The organism is Nioella sp. (assembly GCF_964229645.1).
Classification (GTDB): Bacteria; Pseudomonadota; Alphaproteobacteria; order Rhodobacterales; family Rhodobacteraceae; genus Nioella.
The window spans coordinates 1-14,468 of sequence record NZ_CAXREX010000047.1 but is presented as its reverse complement, the minus strand read 5'-3'; the positions used below and the strand labels follow the sequence as shown (position 1 = coordinate 14,468).

20 protein-coding genes are annotated in these 14,468 nt (G+C 65.1%); 5 read left to right on the top strand and 15 right to left on the bottom strand.

What is annotated here, in order from left to right:
• A partial coding sequence (locus ACEQXV_RS03200; protein ID WP_370267866.1) for a beta-galactosidase occupies window positions 1-1,513 on the top strand: 1,513 nt, incomplete at its 5' end.
• Here the strand turns inward: ACEQXV_RS03200 and ACEQXV_RS03195 are convergent.
• Window positions 1,510-2,319 carry a division plane positioning ATPase MipZ gene (locus ACEQXV_RS03195; RefSeq protein ID WP_370267864.1) on the bottom strand — a complete coding sequence of 270 codons (810 nt, stop codon included), beginning with the start codon at window positions 2,317-2,319 and terminating at the stop codon, window positions 1,510-1,512. The genes ACEQXV_RS03200 and ACEQXV_RS03195 overlap by 4 nt on opposite strands.
• Window positions 2,320-2,430: 111 nt before the next feature.
• Window positions 2,431-3,117: an ArsR/SmtB family transcription factor gene (locus tag ACEQXV_RS03190; RefSeq protein WP_370255160.1), complete on the bottom strand. Its 687-nt coding sequence runs from the start codon at window positions 3,115-3,117 to the stop codon at window positions 2,431-2,433.
• Window positions 3,118-3,193: 76 nt separating this feature from the next.
• Here ACEQXV_RS03190 and ACEQXV_RS03185 point away from each other — a divergent pair, with 76 nt between their 5' ends.
• Window positions 3,194-3,517: an NIPSNAP family protein gene (locus tag ACEQXV_RS03185; protein WP_370255162.1), complete on the top strand. Its 324-nt coding sequence runs from the start codon at window positions 3,194-3,196 to the stop codon at window positions 3,515-3,517.
• A complete protein-coding gene (locus ACEQXV_RS03180) occupies window positions 3,514-3,858 on the top strand; it encodes an antibiotic biosynthesis monooxygenase (protein ID WP_370255164.1) in 345 nt (114 codons plus the stop codon). The genes ACEQXV_RS03185 and ACEQXV_RS03180 overlap by 4 nt, the downstream gene beginning before the upstream one ends.
• Before the next feature lie 61 nt (window positions 3,859-3,919).
• Here ACEQXV_RS03180 and rpmE read toward each other — a convergent pair whose 3' ends face one another.
• Together rpmE and rplS are read right to left on the bottom strand one after the other, a co-directional pair.
• Window positions 3,920-4,141, bottom strand: coding sequence for a 50S ribosomal protein L31 (rpmE, locus tag ACEQXV_RS03175; RefSeq protein WP_370267862.1), 222 nt, complete (start codon window positions 4,139-4,141; stop codon window positions 3,920-3,922).
• A 14-nt stretch (window positions 4,142-4,155) separates the two neighbouring features.
• Complete coding sequence (gene rplS / locus ACEQXV_RS03170; protein WP_370267860.1) at window positions 4,156-4,539, bottom strand: 50S ribosomal protein L19; 384 nt, start codon at window positions 4,537-4,539, stop codon at window positions 4,156-4,158.
• A gap of 353 nt (window positions 4,540-4,892) precedes the next feature.
• Here rplS and ACEQXV_RS03165 point away from each other — a divergent pair, with 353 nt between their 5' ends.
• Window positions 4,893-6,209 (top strand): FAD-dependent oxidoreductase, encoded by a 1,317-nt coding sequence (locus ACEQXV_RS03165; protein WP_370267859.1) that lies wholly within the window; start codon window positions 4,893-4,895, stop codon window positions 6,207-6,209.
• Here ACEQXV_RS03165 and ACEQXV_RS03160 read toward each other — a convergent pair.
• Together ACEQXV_RS03160 and trmD are read right to left on the bottom strand one after the other, a co-directional pair.
• The gene (locus tag ACEQXV_RS03160; RefSeq protein ID WP_370267858.1) at window positions 6,203-6,727 is read right to left on the bottom strand and encodes a DUF4329 domain-containing protein; all 525 of its coding nucleotides are present in this window, start codon (window positions 6,725-6,727) and stop codon (window positions 6,203-6,205) included. The genes ACEQXV_RS03165 and ACEQXV_RS03160 overlap by 7 nt on opposite strands.
• A 63-nt stretch (window positions 6,728-6,790) precedes the next feature.
• A complete protein-coding gene (gene trmD / locus ACEQXV_RS03155) occupies window positions 6,791-7,603 on the bottom strand; it encodes a tRNA (guanosine(37)-N1)-methyltransferase TrmD (protein ID WP_370267856.1) in 813 nt (270 codons plus the stop codon).
• A gap of 147 nt (window positions 7,604-7,750) precedes the next feature.
• Between trmD and ACEQXV_RS03150 the strand changes: the two genes are divergently transcribed.
• Window positions 7,751-8,509 carry a 3D domain-containing protein gene (locus tag ACEQXV_RS03150; RefSeq protein ID WP_370254342.1) on the top strand — a complete coding sequence of 253 codons (759 nt, stop codon included), beginning with the start codon at window positions 7,751-7,753 and terminating at the stop codon, window positions 8,507-8,509.
• A gap of 9 nt (window positions 8,510-8,518) precedes the next feature.
• Here ACEQXV_RS03150 and rimM read toward each other — a convergent pair whose 3' ends face one another.
• From rimM to ACEQXV_RS03105, 9 genes are all read right to left on the bottom strand, one after another.
• Window positions 8,519-9,031, bottom strand: a complete 513-nt coding sequence (gene rimM / locus ACEQXV_RS03145; protein WP_370254341.1) for a ribosome maturation factor RimM — start codon at window positions 9,029-9,031, stop codon at window positions 8,519-8,521.
• Between the two features lie 151 nt (window positions 9,032-9,182).
• Entirely contained in the window at window positions 9,183-9,575 is a 393-nt protein-coding gene (gene rpsP, locus ACEQXV_RS03140) for a 30S ribosomal protein S16 (protein ID WP_370254340.1), read from the bottom strand.
• Window positions 9,576-9,614: 39 nt separating this feature from the next.
• A complete protein-coding gene (locus ACEQXV_RS03135; protein WP_370254339.1) occupies window positions 9,615-9,911 on the bottom strand; it encodes a chorismate mutase in 297 nt (98 codons plus the stop codon).
• A complete protein-coding gene (locus tag ACEQXV_RS03130) occupies window positions 9,908-10,492 on the bottom strand; it encodes a GNAT family N-acetyltransferase (protein WP_370267854.1) in 585 nt (194 codons plus the stop codon). The genes ACEQXV_RS03135 and ACEQXV_RS03130 overlap by 4 nt, the downstream gene beginning before the upstream one ends.
• The gene (locus tag ACEQXV_RS03125) at window positions 10,489-11,034 is read right to left on the bottom strand and encodes a GNAT family N-acetyltransferase (RefSeq protein WP_370254336.1); all 546 of its coding nucleotides are present in this window, start codon (window positions 11,032-11,034) and stop codon (window positions 10,489-10,491) included. The genes ACEQXV_RS03130 and ACEQXV_RS03125 overlap by 4 nt, the downstream gene beginning before the upstream one ends.
• Entirely contained in the window at window positions 11,031-12,536 is a 1,506-nt protein-coding gene (gene ffh / locus ACEQXV_RS03120) for a signal recognition particle protein (RefSeq protein ID WP_370267853.1), read from the bottom strand. Before ffh ends, ACEQXV_RS03125 begins: the two co-directional genes overlap by 4 nt.
• A 159-nt stretch (window positions 12,537-12,695) precedes the next feature.
• Complete coding sequence (locus ACEQXV_RS03115) at window positions 12,696-13,232, bottom strand: hypothetical protein (RefSeq protein ID WP_370254333.1); 537 nt, start codon at window positions 13,230-13,232, stop codon at window positions 12,696-12,698.
• A 31-nt stretch (window positions 13,233-13,263) separates the two neighbouring features.
• Window positions 13,264-13,683 (bottom strand): hypothetical protein, encoded by a 420-nt coding sequence (locus ACEQXV_RS03110; protein WP_372525144.1) that lies wholly within the window; start codon window positions 13,681-13,683, stop codon window positions 13,264-13,266.
• Between the two features lie 230 nt (window positions 13,684-13,913).
• The coding region (locus tag ACEQXV_RS03105) for an FMN-dependent NADH-azoreductase (protein WP_370267851.1) at window positions 13,914-14,468 on the bottom strand (555 nt) is incomplete at its 5' end.

Below are 14,468 nucleotides of genomic sequence, written 5' to 3'. Positions count from 1 at the left end.
GCGCTACGGGCGCAACCCCCATGTGGCCGCGTGGCAGACGGACAACGAATATGGTTGCCACGATACGGTGATTTCCTACTCCGACGCCGCGCGCACCGCGTTCCGGAATTGGTGCGAGGATCGCTATGGCACCATCGAGGCGCTGAATGCGGCCTGGGGCAATGTCTTCTGGTCGATGGAGTATCAGAGCTTCGACCAGATCGGCCTGCCCAACCTGACGGTGACGGAACCCAACCCGGCGCATGGGCTGGCTTTCCGGCGCTTCAGTTCCGACCAGGTGGCCCGATTCAACGCCGTTCAGGTGGACATTATCCGCGCCCGTTCCGAGGCACCGATTTCCCATAACTACATGGGGCGCGTGACAGAGTTCGATCACTACGACACTGGCCACCAGATGGAGATCGCCACCTGGGACAGCTACCCGATGGGGTTCCTGGAGGATCGGATCGAGGCCGATGACGCCTACAAGTGCCGCTATGCCCGACAGGGCGACCCGGATTTTCAGGCCTTTCACCATGACCTCTATCGTGCCGTCGGCAATGGCCGCTGGTGGGTGATGGAGCAGCAGCCCGGCCCGGTGAACTGGGCGCCCCACAACCCCGCGCCGCTGCCCGGGATGCCGCGCCTTTGGGCGTGGGAGGCGTTTGCGCATGGGGCCGAGGCGGTGTGTTACTTCCGCTGGCGGCAGGCCCCCTTCGCGCAGGAGCAGATGCATGCAGGGCTCTTACGCCCCGACAGCCAGCCCGCGCAGGCCTATCACGAGGCGGCTCAGGTGGCACAGGAACTGGCGGAACTGCCAGAGGTGGAGGCGGGTCAGGCGCCTGTGGCTTTGGTCTTCGACTACGCGGCCCAATGGGCGTGGGCGGTGCAGCCGCAAGGCCAGGGGCAGGACTACTTCCGACTGGTGTTCGAGACCTACCGGGGCTTGCGCAAGCTTGGTCAATCGGTCGACATCCTGCCACCCGACACCGCCGATCTGTCGGGCTACAGTCTGGTGCTCGCCCCGGGCGCGGTGACCTTGTCAGAACCGTTCAAGGCGGCCATCGCCGCCCATGACGGGCCGGTGATCCTTGGGCCGCGCAGCAATGCCAAGACGGCCGAGATGCACATCCCCGTGCCTTTGCCGCCTGCGATCCCCGGTCTCGACGTGACCGTGTCGCGCGTTGAATCCCTGCGCCCCGACATGCCGCGTCCGATCGATGGCGGGGGGCATGTGCAGCTTTGGCAGGAAGAGCTGGAAGGCACGGCAGAGGTCGCTCTGCGCGGAACGGACGGGCAGCCGCTGGCGATGACGAATGGCCGGATCACCTACCTGGGCGCGTGGCTCGATGCCGAGGCCATGGCCGCTTTCCTGCGCAACGCACTGGCCGGGGTCGGACTCGACATCGCCGACATGCCCGGCGGTCTGCGCCGCAGGCGGGCAGGGGCGACGGAATTCCTGATCAACTATGATCCCGAACCGCAGGTCTGGGATGGGCTGACCGTCCCCGCCGCAGGCGTGGTCTGGCGCTAGAAATCCACCGTCACGCTGGGCAGGTTCAGCGACTTCATCAGGTCGCGCAGTTCCTGCCGGGCGGCGAGGTTCGAGATATTGAGCCTGTCCACCCCGAAGGCGCGCAGGTCGAGCAGGGTCATGCCGGTCGGAAAAAGCTCGCGGAAGATCACGCGCTCGGTCATGCCGGGGGCCACGCGGAAGCCGATGCGACGCGACAGGTTGGTCAGAGCCTCGCCGACCTTGCGCTTGTTGTGCATCTGTTGCGCGCCCAATCGGTTGCGCACGACGATCCAGTCGATCGGGTTCAGCCCTGCCTTGGCGCGCAGCTGCCGAGAATGCCAGACCATTTCCGAATAGACCGAGGGGCCCTTGATCTCGTAGCTTTCGGGGTCGATCCGGGCCAGCAGGTCGAAATCGACGAAACTGTCGTTCATGGGGGTGACCAGCGTATCGGCCAGCGAATGGGCGACCTGGCTCAGCCGCGTATGCGAGCCGGGGCAGTCGATCACGATGAAATCGCAGCGCGGATCAAGATCGGCTACCGCCGCCGACAGCCGCTTGTCATAGATGTTCTCGTCCGGTCCAAGGCTGGCGCGGTCAATCTCGGGCAGGTCGATCAGGAAGGGCGAGGGCAGGTCCAGATCGCGGGCGGCAATCGAGCCCTGGCGGTTTTCGAGATACCGCCCGAAACTGCGCTGGCGCAGGTCGAGATCAAGCCCGCCGACGCGGTGCCCCAGATGCGCGAGAGCCGTGGCCACGTGCATGGCGGTGGTCGACTTGCCCGACCCGCCCTTTTCATTGCCGAAAACGATGATATGCGCCACCGGTGTCCCCTTCGCGGTCTTGGTCTCGTTTGCCCTCATTTCGTGGGGCAAATCGGTTTGGCCGCAATATACGGGGTTAAGCGGGTGGTGTTAAGCGCGAATGACCGGCAATCAGCCCATTGCCGGGAATGCCCTGTGAAACGCTGTTTTTCCGGATGGGCTGAACTGGATCACGCGGCTGTCGGGCAGGCGGCGGGCCCATCCGCGGGCCAGCATCAAGTCGAGCAGGGCCTGACCCAGACCGCCCGCCAGATGACTGCGCCGTTCGCTCCAGTCCAGGCAGGCGCGGCAGATCGGGCGACGGGAGGATTGCAGCGAGGGGATGTCGAGACCCAGAGCCGTCAGGTGCCGTGCCCCGGCATCCGTCACCACGGGAAACTCAGGATCATCGCGCAGCCAGCCCTGAGCCAGCAACCGGTCATAAAGCAGGATGCCCATGTCACCCGCCAGGTGGTTGTAGCAGACCCGAGCTTCGCGCAATGCCTGATCGCGCGGGCCTGTGCGGGTGCGCAAGTGGCCGGTTCCGGCGGCCAGCCCCATCAGCGCCTCCAGCGTTTCGGCCACCTGATCACTGGCAAGGCTCGCGTATTTGTGCCGCCCTTGTCGGCGCATTTGAAGCAGTCCGCCATCCTCCAGCTTGGCCAGATGCGCGCTGGCGGTTTGCAAGGTCACGCCCGCCTCTGCCGCCAGCTCCGTCGCGGTCAGGGCCTTGCCGCTCATCAGCGCGGTCAGCATGTTAGCGCGGGCGGGGTCGCCGATAAGGGCGGCGATGCGGGCGATGTCGGGTCCATCCTTCATAGTTCGATGCTAACCGAAGCATTCACGTGTGGCAACCGATATGGTTCGGGCATCACCGAACCATGAAGGAAAAGACATGCTGACCTGTGTGATCCGCTATCAGATCGACCCGACCAAGAAGGCGCAGTTCGAGACCTATGCCCGGAACTGGGGACAGGCCATTCCCCGGTGTGGCGCTGACCTGATCGGCTATTTCGCCCCGCACGAGGGGTCATCAACCCTGGCCTATGGCATCTACAATATCGAATGCCTTGCGGCCTATGAGGCCTATCGGGCGCGGCTGATGGCCGACCCGCTCGGGCAGGAGAACTATGCCTTTGCGCAGCGGGAAAAGTTCCTGCTGCGAGAGGACCGGACGTTTCTGAAGCTGGCCTCCGCCCCGCATGGGAACCGCCCATGATCGCGGTGATTTTTGAGGTGATCCCTGCCGAGGGGCAGCGTGACCGCTATCTGGATATCGCGGCGGGATTGCGGGCAGAGTTGAGTGAGGTCGAGGGCTTCCTCTCGGTCGAACGGTTCGAAAGCCTGACGATCCCAGGCAAGCTCCTGTCGCTCTCCTTCTTCGAGAATGAAGAGGCGGTGGCCCGCTGGAGAACGCTCCACCAACACCGCGCGGCTCAGGCAGCGGGGCGTGGGGGCGTTTTTGCGGACTATCGCCTGCGGGTCGCCCATGTGCTGCGCGACTACGGACTGGCCGACCGGGATGAGGCACCCGAGGATAGTCGCGCTGTGAATGGCTGACCCAAAAGAAAAACGCCGCCCCGGTTGAGGGCGGCGTTTCTGGTTCGAAAGGCTGAAAGGCTCAGAAGCCGAGGCCTTCGGATTTCTTCTTGAACTTCGACACGCGGCCACCGGTGTCCATCAGGCGCGACGAGCCGCCGGTCCAGGCCGGGTGCACGGTGGGGTCGATGTCCAGCGAAAGCTGGTCGCCTTCTGCGCCCCAGGTCGATTTCATCTGGATGATCGTGCCGTCGGTCATCTTGACGTCGATCATGTGGTAGTCGGGATGGATGTCTTTTTTCATGGTCGTCCCGCTCCTTACGCTTCAGCGCCGGCTTTGGGCTTGTAGTTGGTGACTTCCGCGATACGGGCAGATTTGCCGCGACGCGAGCGCAGGTAGTACAGCTTGGCGCGACGAACGCGGCCACGGCGGACGACCTCGATATATTCGATGTTGGTGGAGTAGAGCGGGAACACACGTTCCACGCCTTCACCGAAGGAAATCTTGCGCACGGTGAAGGACCCGGCAATGCCGGCGCCGTTCTTGCGGGCGATGCAGACGCCTTCGTAGTTCTGCACGCGGGTGCGCGACCCTTCGGTCACCTTGTAGCCGACGCGAACGGTGTCACCGGCTTTGAAATCGGGGATGTCTTTCCCCAGGGCGGCAATCTGTTCCGCCTCGAGTTGTGCGATCAGATCCATCGCAGCTCTCCATTGCTGATCGCGGTTTGCCCGCGAATGTGATGCCACCCAAGAGCTCTCGGTCTTCTTCCGGGTCCGCCGTGGCGCCCGCCAGAGATCAGGTCGTCATTGCTGTCTGTCGCCTTGCCGGGAAGGTCCGCAGGGACGGGCCGAAGAAAGCCCATATGCATCCGGTCCTGCCAAAAGCAAAACGGCCCCGAGTCGGATTCCCGACCGGAACGGGCGGGGTATAGGGTGGATGGGTCCGGGGATCAAGGGCAACCTGCGTCTCAACCTGTCGCTCATGGCAAAGTCCGGGGTCCGGGCAGGATGATAGCACGGACAGGACCGCGAGAACGAGGAGGCAAAGGGTCATGACGGAACGCGAGATTGCCTGCGATCTGCTGGTGGTGGGTGGCGGCACCGCCGGGTTCGGTGCGGCAGTCGCCGGTGCGCGGGCGGGGCTGTCGGTGCGCCTCGTGGAAGCGGGGGCGAAACTGGGCGGTGTCATGGCCTTCTGTCCGGGCATGCCCTGGGGTGGGGGCTATCCTTGCGATGTCTCGATCGGGGGGCTGTTCGAGGAACTGACCGACCGGCTGGCCAGCCTGGCACCGCCTGCTGCCGAAAAGCGGTATTCGACCTTGGAGAATTTCGGGCCGGAGGTCATCTATGACCCGGACATGGCGCAGGTGGAAATGTTCGCCATGCTGGAAGAGGCGGGCGTGCAGCTGCACCTCAACACGCTCCTGAACGCCCCGCAGATGGCGGGTGACAGTATCGCAGCGGTCACTGGCATGGATCGTCACGGCGCGCTGACTTTCCGCCCCCGGATCGTGATCGACTGTTCCGGCGACGGGCATATCGCGGCGCAGGCGGGGGTGCCTTTCGACCTTGGCGATGCAAGCGGCAAGATGATGGGGGTGACCCTGTCCTTCCTGATGATGAACGCGCCATGGGGCGAAGTCTTTGCCGAGGATGATCCCTATTTCACCCGCTACGCGGAGCGCGGGGTCGCCGAGGGGCGACTGCATCCCGATCTCGCGCAGTTGTACATGATGAGGGGCTTTCACACCGATACGGTCTTCTGCAACTCGGTCATCATCCGCAACGTGGATGGCACCGATCCCGCGGCAGTCGCGAAAGCGACCCAGGAGGGCCGTCGGCGCGTGGCCGCGCTCGTGTCTTTCCTGCGTGACGCTGTGCCGGGGTTCCAGAACGCGTGGATGACGGCGCTTGGGCCCACGGTGGGCGTGCGCGAAACGCGCAAGCTGCACGGGATGCACAGGCTGACCGGGGCAGAGGTCGCCGCCGCGACCAAGTTTAACGACGGGATCGTCGCCTGTTCCAACCCGGTCGATGACGTCATGCGCGGCGATGGCGGCGCAATGACCCATGATGCCGCGCTGGACGAGGGCTTTTACACGCTGCCCTTCCGTGCGTTGGTGCCCGCGCGGGTGGAAAACCTGATGTTCGCAGGGCGCAACGTGTCGGCTGATCCCGTGGCCTTCGCCTCGATCCGGGGCATGCCGCAATGCATGGCCATGGGACAGGCGACAGGCACAGCGGCGGCGTTGGCGCTTGCGGGCAATGCCCCGGTTCAGGCGCTGGACCCCGCGCGCGTGGTGGCCGCGATGCAGGCGCAGGGGATGCGCGGTTTGGCGGGGCAGGGGCTGTGGAACGGTCGCTACTGATCCAGCAGGCGCACGAGGTCCCGATACCGATAGCTCTGGTCGATCTGCCCCATGTCACCGCGCACGAAGCGCGGGTCTGAGGGCAGGCAGCCGATGCCGCAGACCTGGTAGGTCACCATGTCCTCGGTGTCGATATGCCAAAGCCGCCCGCCGGGGGTGGCGACCCATCCGTCGATGCCCTCTTCCTCGTCGCCTTCCATGTCGTCGCCGCTTGGCACTTCGTTGTAGTAGTCGGGGCTGTAGGCGCCGTGGGTGTGGTAGGAGGCGGTGATCACTTCGATGTCGCGCGGATCGTCGGCCAGGCAGGAGCCCTCGTCGCCCCGCGTCGCGCGCGAGGCAATCAATCGGCCATCGGCAGAAAAGCCCACGTAGCCGCAATATTCGACATTTTCGCGGATCGAGATCGGCTGAAGCTCTGCAAAGACCCTGCGGATCAGAGCATTTTCCTCTGCCGATTGGGCAAGGGCCGGGGAAACGGCGCAGACGATGAGGGGGAGGGCAAGAACGACAGGACGCATCGGGGCACCTTTACCAAAGCAAGACCTGAAGCCTAGCCCGGCCTGACGCCCTCTGCAAAGGGCCTAGTCCTTGTCCTCGCGGTCAAGATAGGCCTGCCACAGGTCCGGGCGGCGTTCCCTGGTCAGAGCCTCGGATTGCGCGCGCCGCCACTCTTCGATCTTCGCGTGATGGCCCGACAGAAGCACCTCGGGAATGTCCTGGCCTTCCCAGGTGGCAGGCTTGGTATATTGCGGATGTTCGAGAAGCCCGTTCGAGAAGCTTTCCTCCTCGGTCGAGGCCTCGTTGCCCAGAACGCCGGGGATCAGCCGCACGGTTGCGTCGATCACGGTCTGCGCCGCAAGTTCGCCCCCTGTCAGGACGAAATCACCGATCGAGATCTCCTCCATCCCGAAATGGTCGATCACCCGCTGGTCGACGCCTTCGAAACGGCCGCAAAGAAGCGTCATGCCTTCGGCCCTTGAAAAGCGCTGTGCGTCGGCTTGCGTAAAGGGCTTGCCGCGCGGCGACAGGTAGACCCTCGGCCAGCGCGCCGGATCGTTGGGGGTGCCGGTCGATGCCATCTTGATCGCGCGCCCCAGGACGTCGGGCCGCATCACCAGACCCGCGCCGCCGCCTGCGGGCGTGTCGTCCACATTGCGGTGCTTGCCCGCGCCGAAGACTCGCAGGTCGATCGGTTCCAACGCCCAGGTGCCGTGTTGCAGGGCCTTGCCGGTCAGTGACGCGCCCAGAACCCCGGGAAAGACCTCGGGGAACAGGGTGATGACCTTGGCCGTCCACGCGCCTTTCAAACGCGGCGTGGGCGTCATCAGGTCCCGGGGCTGAAGGCTGGCGCTGATGGCCAGGCGGCCATGCGATCTGGAAGGTGCGTCTGACATGGCCAAGGGGGTTACAGCCAAGTGCCGGGCGACACAATATGCCCCGCCGATCGGCCAAGCCCCGCCGATCCGGGCCCATTTGCTTGATTTTTCGGGTGAAATGGGGCGAAATGCCCGGGTTTTGAGGGATTTGGATTTCTAAGCAACATGACCGCAGCCCTGTTTCGGCGCCTTGCGCTCGGGTGCGCCTGCCTTGTTCTGGCAGCCTGCGCCACCACTCCTGACCACGCTCCCCCCACCGAGGGCACGCCAGTGACCGTCTGGGCGACCGTCTATCGGCTCGTCGAGGGCCGCTCCAGCAGCGGTGGCGTGCCGCTTCGGGACATGCGCGGGCGCGAGCTTGGGCCAGTCGTGGCGCGCGAGGATTGGTGTGCCGGGGCATTGGCGGGCAGTCTCAGGGTCGGGGGCGAGGTCTACAACTTCGCGGGCGTGTCCGGCTCGTCTCAGGCCAATTGCAGCCATGACCCGAGCGAGCGTGTGCGCTGGCGCCGGTCCCCCCATCCCCACGGCACCGGAGCCCGCAGCAACCCGCTTCACCCCTATCGCACGATCGCCTGCGATCTTGGCTGGGTCGGGGGATCGACCCCCTGGGTCGATGACGGCTATCCGCAATTCGGCCAGCGTCTCTACATACCCGCCGCCGATGGCACCGTGCTGCCTGACGGGACGGTGCATGACGGCATCTTCGTTTGCGAAGATACCGGCGGCGCGGTCACGGGAAACCACATCGACGTGTTCCTTGGCCCCATGTCGGGACCGATGACACGGGTCATCGCCGAAAACCCCTTCGGCTTCGTCAGCCACGGCGATCATCGCGAGGTCGAGGCGCTGCTGCTGCCGATGGAAGACGGAACAGACGAAGAGCCGGAGGTTTGCACGGGCCTTCTGTGCCGCCTGAGGGGCTAGGCGCTTCCGTCATTCCTCGTCGAACAGCCCGTCGGGCGGGTCAATCACGATGCGCCCTGTGGCAAGGTCCACCGTTGGCACGATCTCGAGCGTGAAGGGCACCAGCACGGTCCCCTTCCTGCCGCGCTTGCGAAGCTCCAGCAGGTCGCCCGCCCCGTGGTTCAGCACCGCATGCACCTGGCCCAGCTCCTCGCCCCCGGTATCGACGGCAGACAGGCCGATGAGATCGGCATGGTAGAACTCGTCATCGGGCAGGGCAGGCAGGGCATCGCGCGGGGCATAGAGCCGCGTGCCGCGGAGCGCGTCGGCCTCCTCCTTCGTCTTCACGCCGGACAGGCGCACGGCAAAGCCGCCTTTGACGGGACGCGTAATCGTTAGGGTGAACTGGCGGCTGCCATCCTCTGAGCTGAGCGGGCCATAGTCACCGATTGCCGTCGGATCGGCGCAAAAGCTCTTGATCCGCGCTTCGCCCCGCACCCCGAAAGAGCCGGTCACCGCGCCCACGCATACCCTGTCCGTCATCGTGTCAAACTCCTCTGCCGTTTCTTGTGCGGCAAGTTTCGCCCGTGGGCAAGCGACCGGATGCTGCCCTTGGGTGTCCCGGTCATGGAAAAGGGCGCCGGGACAGTGTCCACGGCGCCCCGTCCTGGGTGCCAAAAAAGGCCAGCGAGGATTATTCCTCGGCTGCGGCCTCTTCTTCGGCCGGTGCAGCAGCGGCTTCGGCTGCTTCTGCGGCCTTGGCGGCTTTCTCTTCTGCGCGCTCCTGGGCTTTCTTGCCCGGGACGGCTTTCTTCGGGTTCGAACGCTCTTTCTTCTCCACAACGCCAGCGGCTTCGAGGAAGCGGCTCACGCGGTCGGTCGGCTTGGCGCCTTCACCGAGCCAGTACTGGATGCGCTCGACATCCATCTGCACGCGCTCTTCGCTGTCCTTGGGGAGCAGCGGGTTGTAGGTGCCGAGCTTCTCGATGTAGCGGCCATCGCGGGGCATGCGGCTGTCGGAAGCCACGATGCGGTAGAAGGGGCGCTTCTTGGAGCCGCCGCGGGCGAGACGGATTTTCATTGCCATGGGATGGTTCTCCTTTGAATGGCGGTCGAGGCCTTGGCCTCAGGATTGGTGTTGTTTGTGGTGCTGAATGACTTCAGCGATGATGAAGTTCAGAAACTTCTTGGCGAATTCGGGGTCGAGGTCGGCCTCGTTCGCCAAATCCTCCAGCCGCGCGATCTGTTTGGCTTCGCGGGCCGGGTCGGAGGGGGGCAGGTCATGTTCGGCCTTCAGCCGGCCCACGGCCTGGGTATGCTTGAACCGCTCGCCGAGCGTGTAGACGAGGATCGCGTCGAGCCGGTCGATGGACTCGCGATGCCCCTTCAGGATCTCTGCCGCGCGGGCGGTATCGTCGCTCATTGCAGGGTCTCCTCTGCGTTGTGGCGGAATACGTGGATGGCGTTGCCATGGGCGGCTTCGGCTGCCGCGTCGCGGGTTGCGCCAAGCCGTTCGGCCAGCCGGATGGACCGGGCGTTGTCGGGGTCGATCGTGCTGACCAGCGTTTTCAGACCAAGCGTGTCGAAGGCATGGCTCCGGGCTGCGCGCGCAGCCTCCTGCGCGTAGCCGTGGCCTTCCGCTTCGGGCAGGAAGAGATAGCCCAGTTCCGGTTCGTGATCGCCCGGCTCAAAGCCGAGCAGGACAAAACCGATGGCCTTGCCGTCTTGCTTGCGCTCCACCGTCCAGACCCCATGCCCGCGCAGGAGCCACGTTGCCACCATCTGCGCGAAGTCGAGCCACAGCGCGTCACGGTCGGAATTGTCATCCACGAGGTAACGTCCACGGTCGCTTTCGCCGATGGCGGCATAGGTCTCGAAATCCTCGATGCAGGGTGCACGCAGCACCAGCCGCGCGGTTTCGAGAACCGGAAGCGCCGCTTGAAGCTGGGCAGCGAAGGACGCAGCCGCGCCGGTGGCGGGGATTTCGTGCGGGGCGCGGATCATTGCAGCGCCTCCGGTGCCGGGTGGCGATAGGCCAGCACGGCCTCGCCGTCGAAGTCAGGGGTCTCTGCCTCGGGGTCCAGCGTGCACCCCAACCGTTCGGCCAGCGCGATGGACCGCGCGTTTTCGGGGTCGATATAGGACACGGCGGTTTGCCAGCCGAGGTCCTCATAGGCGAAGCGACGGCCTTCGCGGGCGGCCTCTTGGGCATAGCCCTTGCCCTCTGCCTCAGCGCTCCAGACTGTCCATCCCAGTTCCTGTTCCGGCCAGTCCAGCGGATGCCATGGGCCGGTCATGCCGAGCGCCTGGTCGGGCGTGTCCTTCAGTGCGAAGACGAACGTGCCGTAGCCCCGGAGCATCCACATGCCGGCAACATGCGCAAAACCGCGCCAGGATGTGCACAAGGAGGTGTCGTCGCCGCGCACGAAACGCGACCGGTCAGAGGCCACGAAATCCGCCCATGCCGCGACATCGCCCATGCGCGGGCCGCGCAGGACGAGACGCTCGGTTTCGAGCGTGGGGATATGCGGCAGGGCCGTGGTCACTTCTTCTTCCCGAAGCCGGAAAGGCCGGGGGGCAGATCGGCGCCGCCGAGGCCCGGCAGGTTTCCGCCCGCGCCCATCTGGCGTGCCGCCGCTTCCAGCGAGGCCTGATCCATGCCACCTGGGCCGCCCGGCATGCCCGGCATTCCGCCGCCCTTGCCAAACAGTGCGCCGAGCCCGCCGCGCAGCATGCCCTTCTTGCCCATCTTGCCGAGCTTCTTCATCGCGTCCGACATCTGGCGGTGCATCTTCAACAGCTTGTTGAGCTCGCTCACATCCTGACCGGCACCGGCAGCGATCCGTTTCTTGCGGCTGGCCTGCAGCAGCGCGGGGTTGGCCCTCTCGCGCTTGGTCATGGAGTTGATCAGCGCGATCTGGCGCTTGATCACGATATCGTCGAACCCGGCATCCTCGACCTGCTTGGCCATCTTCTTCATGCCCGGCATCATCGACATCATGCCTTCCATGCCGCCCATCTTGAGCATCTGCTCCAGCTGGCCGCGCAGGTCGTTCATGTTGAACATACCCTTCTGGAAGCGCTTCATCATGCGCTCGGCCTGTTCGGCCTCGAGCGTTTCCTGTGCCTTCTCGACCAGGGCCACGATGTCGCCCATGCCGAGGATTCGGCCAGCGATCCGCTCGGGCTCGAAGGTTTCGAGCGCATCCATCTTTTCGCCGAGACCGACGAAGCGGATGGGCTTGCCGGTAATCGCGCGCATAGACAGAGCCGCACCGCCGCGCCCGTCACCGTCCATACGGGTCAGGCAGACGCCGGTGACGCCGATCTTGTCGTCAAATTCCTGCGCAACGTTCACCGCGTCCTGACCGGTCAGGCCATCGACGACCAGCAGCGTTTCGCGCGGGGTCGCGATGTCGCGCACTTCCTGTGCCTGCTGGATCAACTCGGCGTCGATATGCAGACGACCGGCGGTGTCGAGCATGTAGACGTCATAGCCGCCGAGGCTGGCCTGGGTCTTGGCCCGCTTGGCGATCTGCTGCGCGGTCTCGCCCTTCACGATCGGCAGGGTGTCGACGCCGATCTGGTTGCCCAGGATCGCCAGCTGTTCCATCGCCGCCGGGCGGTTGGTGTCGAGCGAGGCCATCAGCACCTTCTTGCCTTCGCGCTCTTTCAGGCGCTTGGCAAGCTTGGCGGTGGTGGTGGTTTTACCGGAGCCCTGCAGGCCCACCATCAGGATGGGTGCGGGCGGGCTGTCGATCTTCAGTGCGCCAGGGTCGCCTTCGCCGCGCAGGGTTTCGATCAGTTCGTCATGAACGATCTTGATGACCTGCTGGCCGGGCGTGACCGACTTGGTGACGGCAGCACCCGTTGCCTTCTTTTCTACCGACTTGATGAACTGGCGCGCGACGGGCAGCGAAACGTCCGCTTCCAGCAGGGCCACGCGCACCTCGCGCATCGCGGTGCGGACATCATCCTCGGACAGCGCGCCCTGCTTGGTCAGCCGGTCGAATACACCAGACAGGCGTTCGGACAGATTTTCGAACATGGGCGCGGCCCCTTTTCCTCTACTTCGGTTGCCATCCCAGATAAGGGGTGGCGAGGAATGCACCAACACCCCCGTGGGCGAAACTCGCTGACGGGGGGCGATCCTGAATACAGACTCAGGACCGGAAAGCTGGCACTTCCCGGATATCAGACGCAGGCATTACTGCCCGGCGGGGTCGGAGTCAACACACGTCGCGGTCAGGGCGGTGACATCACCCCCCAACATGTCCGAACTGTTGGGCGCATGAAGCTGGAAGGTGCGCCGCAGGGTCAGGCTGTCCCATTCCGCCTGGGTGATGGGGGGGCGTTCGTGGGGCCAGCTGCCTGGCGGACCATAGATGGTCAGGGCCATCGGGCCCCTGAATTCCTGCCCGATGAAGGTCAGCCCCTCCACATCCAGCGCGTAAAGCCCGACGAGGTCGGCTGCGACCGTGCGGCTGGTGGTGATGAGGGTCCAGAGCCGGCCGCTGATATTGCCCTCAAGCCCCATCGTTCCGGTGGCGAGATGCGCGGTGGCCCCGCCTTCCTGGCGGAAGCTGCGCAAGGTTTCGAACCGTGCGGTGCCATGCAGGTCGACCCCGGGCGGGTAGGGGCCAATTCCGTGGGTGACGCGAACCTCGAAGGCAATGTCACAAACCATGGCCGTGGCCGCGGAGGACCACAGCAGGGCGATCAGGAACAGGCCGTGTCGGAACATGCGGCCAAGCCTAGCAGCGATCCGGGCCTGCTCAAAGCCCTGCCAGACCTCCTTGCGCCAGCACCTTGCGCGCCATGTGCAGGATCTTCTCGCTTTGCTCTCGCGGGACTGGCTTCCTGACCAGTGCCACGGCCTCTCCGCTCGCCAGTCGCAGCACCGGGCGCGTGCCCGGGCTGTCACGCCCCATGAACCGACCGGGCAGGGCAGGGCGCGCCCGCGCAACCTCCAGCGCCGTAACCTCCTGCATGGGGATGTGGCGTTCTGCCAAGGGCAGCGGCCCGATCGGGCGCACCGAAACCTGGCCCGCGCGGGCATCAAGCGTCACCGCACGAAGCTGCACCCGGGTCAGGGCCAGCAGCCAGGGCAGGCCAAGCGCGAGCGTCATAAGGGCAGTGGGCCAGGACGCCACGTATTCACCGGCATCCGTGGCATGACGCAGCGAGCGACCCATAAGCGACTCGCTCCACAATTCCCCGGCGCTGAAGAAGACCCAGGCCAGCGTTATGCTAAAAGCGACGATGAGAAGAAGAACGGCAGGGATCCAGGGCGGCGTGCCCCTAAGCTCCAATCGCGTCTTGTCTGGAAATCGAATCACTGGCCCGAACATGGAGCAAGTCCTAGCACGGGCCGGTGTCAGGTCACTACCGGTCGCCAAGCTCTGGCGACCGGGATTTGCAGAGATCAGGCCGCAAGCGCTAGCGCATCGATCTGGTTGCGGGCCGATTGCAGAGTGCTTTCGGGGTCCAGCGCCAGGCGGTCGGCGGTCACGAATTCGACCTCGGTGATGCCGACGAAGCCAAGCACATGGCGAATGTATCCGGTGGCGAAGTCGATCTCGGATCCCGCCCGGGTGCCCCCAGAGGCAACGATCACGATGGCGCGTTTGCCCTGCAGCAGCCCCTCTGGACCGTTTTCGGTGTAGCGGAAGGTCACGCCCGCGCGCGCCACCTGGTCAACCCAGGCTTTCAACGTCGTGGGCACGCCGAAATTATAGATCGGCAGGCCGATGACCAGGGTATCGGCGGCCTCCACTTCGGCGATCAGTTCGTCCGACAAGGCCAGCACGGCGCGTTGATCCGGGGTCCGATCTGCGGCTGGGGTGAAGTTTGCCCCGACCCAGGTTTCGTCGATGAGCGGCAAGCCAGGGGCAAGGTCACGGGTGGTGACCGTGGCTTCGGGGAAGCGGGCAATGACCCGGTCGGTCAGGTCCCGGCTGACAGAGCCCGTGCGGCGGGC